The organism is Teichococcus deserti, from assembly GCF_001982615.1.
Taxonomy (GTDB): Bacteria; Pseudomonadota; Alphaproteobacteria; order Acetobacterales; family Acetobacteraceae; genus Pseudoroseomonas; species Pseudoroseomonas deserti.
Map to the genome: position 1 here is coordinate 1 of NZ_MLCO01000452.1, position 5,947 is coordinate 5,947.

The following is a 5,947-nucleotide window of genomic DNA, read 5'->3' on the forward strand; positions in this document are numbered from 1 at the left end:
GCCCGGCACCTCGCCGGCCGAGCCCGCGCCAACCCAAGCCGCGCCGCCCGGCGCCCCGGCACCCTGAAGGATGGCGGCATGACGGCGGGCCGCAGCCGGCGGGGCCTCGATTGGCTGAACTTCTTCGTCGCCGATGTGCAGACGGGATTCGGCCCCTTCGTCGCCGTCTATCTGACCACCCAGGCCTGGACCGAGGTGGAGATCGGCTTCGCCCTCAGCCTCGGCACGCTGACGGCGATGATCAGCCAGCTGCCGGCCGGCGCCCTGGTCGATGCGCTGCGCAACAAGCGGCTGGCGGCAATGCTGGCCCTGCTGGCCATTGCTCTTTCTGCTGTGCTGCTGGCGGCGCTGCCCCATACCCTGCCGGTGCTGGTTTCCGAGGTGCTGCACGGCTTTGCCAGCTGCGTCCTGACACCCTCGATCGCGGCGATCAGCCTGGCGCTCGTCGGCCGGGCAGCGCTGGGCGAGCGGCTGGGGCGCAATTCCCGCTACCAGGCGCTGGGCGGCGCGGTCGCCGCCGGCGTCATGGGGCTGGTCGGCACCTATGTGGCGCCGGCCGCCGTCTTCTGGCTGACCGCGGCGCTGACCCTGCCCAGCCTCGCCTGCCTGGCCATGATCCGCGGCGAGGACCTGACCCAGCGGGCCGTGCCGCTGGTGTCGAAGCGCGAGAGCGGCGGCCGGGTGATCGACCTGCTGCGCCAGCCCGGTATCCTGGTCTTCTCCGGCTGCTGCCTGCTCTTCACCCTGTCGAACGCGGCGATGCTGCCGCTGGCGGCCTCGATGGTCACCCGCCAGACCGGCGAGGAGGCCAATCTGATCATCGCCGCCTGCCTGGTGGTGCCGCAGCTGGTGGTGGCGGGCCTCGCGCCGCGCTTCGGCCGGCTGGCCGAGACGCGCGGCCGCCGGCTGGTGCTGCTGATCGGCTTCGCCATGCTGCCGCTGCGCGGCACGCTGCTGGCGCTGGTCGAGCATCCGCTGGGCCTGGTGCTGGTGCAGGCGCTGGACGGGGTCAGCGCCGCGACGCTGGGCGTCATGCTGCCGCTGATCGCCGCCGACCTGACCCGGGGCAGCAACCGCTTCAACCTCTGCATGGGGGTCTTCGGCCTGGCGGTGGGGCTGGGCGGCACCTTCAGCACCAGCCTGGCCGGGCTGGTCGCCGGCTGGCTGGGCGCAGGGGTGGCCTTCGGCATGCTGGGCGGCATCGGCCTGGCCTGCCTGGCTCTGGCCTGGATCGCCATGCCCGAGACCCGCGAGCCCGCGCCGGAACTGGCCGCCGCCCGCGCCTGACGAAAAAGGCCCGGCCCCTTGCGGGACCGGGCCTCGGCCGGCGCGCCGCAGCGGCTGCGCCTATTCCTTCTGGTTCTTCATGAAATTCCCCATCTCGCCCGGCCCGGTGGTCTTGCTGCCGGGGCGGGTGGTGTCGGGGTCGCGGGTGGAATGGCCGGTCAGCATGCCGGTCCATTCGCCGAGATGCAGGCCCGGATGCAGGCCGCGGTCATCGGCCGCCGGGGCGCCGGGCTTGCCCGGAGGTGTGGCGGGCTTCGCGGCCTGCTCTGACCCGGATTTCTCCGCCGGGACGGGGCCTGGCTTGCGCGGGTCGGTCATCGCACGTCTTCCTTCAGTCGGGGCATCCAGGAAAACGGGGCAGCCGCCCGGCGGTTGCGCTGACGCTATTCCACGCGGCCATCGCGCTGAATTGGAAAATATGCGCGTAAATCTCTTGATTGCACGTCGTAGATGTGTTGAAAGGGGGATGTACCGGGCGGATGGGCCGCCCCGCGGAGATTTGAGATGCAGCTTGCACCGCGTCACGAAATGCTAAAGCGCCCTATTACCCTCTCCGATCTCTCCATGGGCCAGACCGGCGGGGCGGCGATGCGAATGTGCTGTTGTCGGCGCTGACGCTCCCCGCCTGCCTTCCCTGACAATCCACCGGTTCTGATGGTCCTGCGCGCCGCGTCAGGACCAGGAGAGAGATCATGATCGCTTCCCGTCCCGTCGATATCGGCGGCCGCTTCGTCGGCGTCGCAGTCTCCAGCCACGGCGGCTGGCGCTTCAAGGCCGTCGACCCAGTGGTCGACGACATCGACGGCGCCCGCTTCGACAGCCCGGCCGAGGCCGCCCGCGTCGCCCGCCTCGTGGTGCAGCGCGCCCAGGACTGGGTGCCCGCCGCCCAAGCCTAACGTGCCTGCCTGACGTGCCTTTTTAGGTTCCTACCCAGACTCGTCTTTCCCTTTGTCGAAACTTTGCCGGGCATCGCATGATCCATGCGCTGCCCGGATTTTTTTCGCCCGCTCCTGATCCTTCGAGGATTCCGCATGCACCGCAGAGAGCTGCTGGCCGCCGCCGGCGCTGCCGTCGCCGCGCCGCTGCTGGCCCGTCCGGCCATCGCCCAGAACCCCTGGCCGAACCGGCCGATCCGCATGGTTGTGCCCTACACCCCGGGGGCGGCGACGGATGCCATGGCGCGGCTGGCGGCGCTGAAGCTGCAGGAGCAGCTGGGCGTCACCGTGGTGGTCGAGAACCGCACCGGCGGCAGCGGCACGGTCGGCGGCCAGGCGGTGCTGCAGGCGGCGCCGGACGGCTACACCATCATGGGCTCGGCCTCGATCCATCCGATGGCGCGGCATGTGATGAAGGTGGTGGGCTACGACCCCGTCGCCGACTTCATCCCCATCGCGCGCACCGCCCGCGGCCCCTGCGTGCTGGTGCAGGACCCGCGCCTGCCGCAGAAGACGCTGTCCGAGGTCATCGCCGCGGCGAAGGCGGAGCCGAAGCGCTGGTCCTTCGCCACCTCCTCGCTCGGCGCGGCGGGCCACCTGGCCTCGATCGAGTTCAACCGCCAGGCCGGCACCGAGATCGAGATCGTGCCCTATCGCGGCTCGGCGCCCGCGCTGACCGATGTCGCCGCCGGCAATGTGCAGCTGATGTTCGACCCGGTGCTGGCCACCCTGCCGATGATCCGCGGCGGCCAGCTGCGGGGCCTGGGCATCGCGACGCCGGCCCGCACCGAGCTCGCCGCCGAGCTGCCGACCCTGTCGGAGAACGGGCTGCCCGGCTTCACCTTCTATTCCTGGTATGGCGTCTGGGCGCATCGCGGCATCCCAGCCGAGATCGCCGCCCGCCTGAACGCCGCGCTGATCAAGGGCCTGCACGAGCCCGAGACCGTCCAGCGCCTGGCCGGCCAGGGCTTCGAGCCGGTGCGCGAGACGATCCCCGAGATCGAGCGCGCCATCGCCCTCGAGGTCGAGCAGAATGCCGCGCTGCTGAAGCTGGCGAAGTTCGAGCCGCAATAGCAACGGGCGCCCGCGCCATCTTCCGCTTCGGCGTCGGCTGTCGCAGGCTGGCGCCTCTTCTGACTCAGGATGATCCCATGACCGTCAAGGCCACCGCGCCCGTCGACCCCGCCGACCACGCCAAGATCCAGGACTGGTTCCGCGAGCTGTCCGACCATGTCCAGGCCGTCGACTTCGCCGCCGCCCGCCACCTCTTCTCCGACGACTTTTTGGCGTTTGGCACCTTCTCCGACTTCGTCTATGGCCAGCAGCCGGCCGAGCAGAACCAGTGGCGCAAGGTCTGGCCGACCATCGACGGCTTCCTCTGGCGCCTCGACGACGTGAAGTCGATCGTCTCGCCCGACCGCCTCTTCGCCGTCGGCCTGGGCATCTGGGATTCGACCGGCTACCAGCCGGACGGCACGCCCTTCGACCGCAAGGGCCGCGCGACCGTCTCCTTCGGCCGTGATCAGGTCGACCAGCCCTGGGTCGCGACGCATACCCACATGTCGCTGTTCCGCGGCACGCCCGACGTCTCGCACGGCAACAAGCCGTCGCGCAGCTGAGCGGCAGGGGCGCCGCCCTGTCCGCCGAAAGGAGGCCCGTGATGCGCCCCGCCACCCTGGCCCTGCACGCTGCCGAGCCGGCCCGCGCCCTCGGCGCGCCGGTGACGCCGCCGCTGGTCGCCGCGACCAGCTTCTACACCGACCCCGACGCCATCGGCTTCTCGGCCAACGACCTCGGCGCCGATGCGCCGATGTTCTACACGCGCTGGGGCAACCCGACCGTCGCCTTGCTGGAGCAGCGCCTGGCCGCCCTCGAAGGCGCCGAGGCCGCGCTCGGCTTCGCCAGCGGCATGGCCGCGACGGCGGGCCTGTTCCTGCACCGCCTGGCCCCCGGCAGCCACCTGCTGCTGAGCGATGTCTGCTACGCCGGCGTCGCCGAATTCGCCCTCGAGACCCTGGCCCGCTACGGCGTCGCCGTCAGCAGCGTCGACATGTCCGACCCCGCCGCCGTCGCCGCCGCGATCCGCCCCGAGACGCGCCTGGTCCATATCGAGACCCCCGCCAACCCGATCCTCAAGCTCGCCGACATCTCGGCGCTCGCCGCCATTGCCCATGCCGCCGGCGCGGAATTGTCGGTCGACTCCACCATGGCCACGCCCATCGCCACCCAGCCGATCGCGCTCGGCGCCGACTGGGTGATCCATTCCCTGACCAAATACGCCTGCGGCCATGGCGACGCGCTGGGCGGCGCCGTCATGGGCCGCGCGGCCCCGATCGCAGCGCTGCGCAAGGAAGCCGTGATCCACCTCGGCGGTGCCATCAGCCCTTTCGCCGCCTGGCTGATCCTGCGCGGCCTCGAGACGTTGCCCGCCCGCATGGCCCTGCACGAGCGCAACGCCCGCATCGTCGCCGAATTCCTATCGGCCCATCCGCGCATCCGCCGCGTCTACTGGCCCGGCCTGGAAAGCCACCCGCACCACGCCGTCGCCAAGCGCCAGATGGCGAACTTCTCCGGCATGATCAGCTTCAGTGCCGATGACGACAAGAATCTCGCCCGCCGCCTGGCCGAGCGGCTGAAGATCTGGAGCTACGCGGTGTCGCTCGGCAAGGCGCAGAGCCTGCTGTTCCACATCCCCGCCGATGACGTCGTCCACGGCTCCTTCCGCCTCGAAGGCGCCGCCGCGGCGGCCTATCGCGATTGGACGGGCGACGGGACGTTCCGGCTGTCGGTGGGGCTGGAAGATCCGGCGGATCTTGTCGAAGATCTAGAACAGGCCATGAAAGGCTGAAGAAGGTCGGGGGAATGAATTCCCCCGAACCCCCATCTTCTTTTTATTCTGTTGGCCGTTGAGAGCACAGCCGCTTCGCCAAAGGCGACACCAGGGCATCAAGGCGGGACGCAGAAACAGCGCAACCTTAAAGGTCGCGCTGCGCATTGGCCGTTTCACGTACTGTCCCCACGTGGACACGGCAGTCTGAAAGAAAAGGGGAATTCATTCCCCTGGCCTGTTGGTTACCCAAACGCTTTCTTCAAAGCCGCCACCACTTCTTCACGCGCATCGTTGGCTTTCGAGAGAAGCGCCGTCTGCCCGATGAACCCGTGCGGCACGCCTTCGTACAGCGTGGTCGTATGCGGAACCCCCGCGGCGTCGAGCTTCTTGTCCAGCGCCAGCGTGTCGTCCAGCAGCGGGTCCAGCGCGGCCGCCTGCAGGACCAGCGGCGGCAGGCCGGCGAGCTCGGCGTGGAGCGGCGCCACGCCCGGGCCGCTGCGTTGCGCGGCGTCGGGGGCGTAGTGCGTCCAGAACCAGTCGAGCTTCGCCGTCGACAGGCCGAAGCGGCCGTCGCCGCGCTCGCGGTGGGACGCCGTCTCGTGCTGGGACGAGAGCATGCCATAGACGATGACGCCCAGCGCCGGCAACGGCTCGCCCGCGTCGCGCAGGCGGATCAGCGCGTTCAGCGTCAGGTTGCCGCCGGCGGAGTCGCCGCCGACCGCCAGCTTCGTGCCGTCGATGCCGTGCCCGGCTGCGCCGTCGCGCAGCCAGCGCAGCGCGGCCAGCACCTGGTCGATGGCGGCGGGGTAGGGGTGCTCGGGGGCTGGCTCTTATACCCATCTGACGCTGCCGACGACCTTCCCCGCGGCCACCTCGGTGGTCGCCGGTCCAGTAG

6 protein-coding genes and 1 pseudogene are annotated in these 5,947 nt (G+C 70.4%); 5 read left to right on the top strand and 2 right to left on the bottom strand.

Annotation, left to right across the window (positions count from 1 at the left end):
• A partial coding sequence (locus BKE38_RS28835; RefSeq protein ID WP_367596504.1) for an MFS transporter occupies window positions 1–1,287 on the top strand: 1,287 nt, incomplete at its 5' end.
• Window positions 1,288–1,347: 60 nt separating this feature from the next.
• Here BKE38_RS28835 and BKE38_RS28840 read toward each other — a convergent pair.
• Window positions 1,348–1,605 carry a hypothetical protein gene (locus BKE38_RS28840; protein WP_076960559.1) on the bottom strand — a complete coding sequence of 86 codons (258 nt, stop codon included), beginning with the start codon at window positions 1,603–1,605 and terminating at the stop codon, window positions 1,348–1,350.
• 374 nt (window positions 1,606–1,979) lie between these two features.
• On the opposite strand from BKE38_RS28840, the gene BKE38_RS28845 reads away from it, so the two are divergent.
• The 4 genes from BKE38_RS28845 (at window position 1,980) to BKE38_RS28860 (ending at window position 5,070) form a co-directional block, all read left to right on the top strand.
• Window positions 1,980–2,183, top strand: coding sequence for a hypothetical protein (locus BKE38_RS28845; protein ID WP_076960560.1), 204 nt, complete (start codon window positions 1,980–1,982; stop codon window positions 2,181–2,183).
• 135 nt (window positions 2,184–2,318) lie between these two features.
• Entirely contained in the window at window positions 2,319–3,296 is a 978-nt protein-coding gene (locus tag BKE38_RS28850; RefSeq protein WP_076960561.1) for a Bug family tripartite tricarboxylate transporter substrate binding protein, read from the top strand.
• Window positions 3,297–3,373: 77 nt separating this feature from the next.
• Entirely contained in the window at window positions 3,374–3,841 is a 468-nt protein-coding gene (locus BKE38_RS28855) for a YybH family protein (protein WP_076960562.1), read from the top strand.
• Window positions 3,842–3,882: 41 nt separating this feature from the next.
• A complete protein-coding gene (locus tag BKE38_RS28860; RefSeq protein WP_076960563.1) occupies window positions 3,883–5,070 on the top strand; it encodes a trans-sulfuration enzyme family protein in 1,188 nt (395 codons plus the stop codon).
• A 224-nt stretch (window positions 5,071–5,294) separates the two neighbouring features.
• Here BKE38_RS28860 and BKE38_RS28865 read toward each other — a convergent pair.
• Window positions 5,295–5,864: pseudogene (locus BKE38_RS28865) on the bottom strand (alpha/beta hydrolase); the annotation flags it as partial.
• Window positions 5,865–5,947 lie beyond the last annotated feature (83 nt).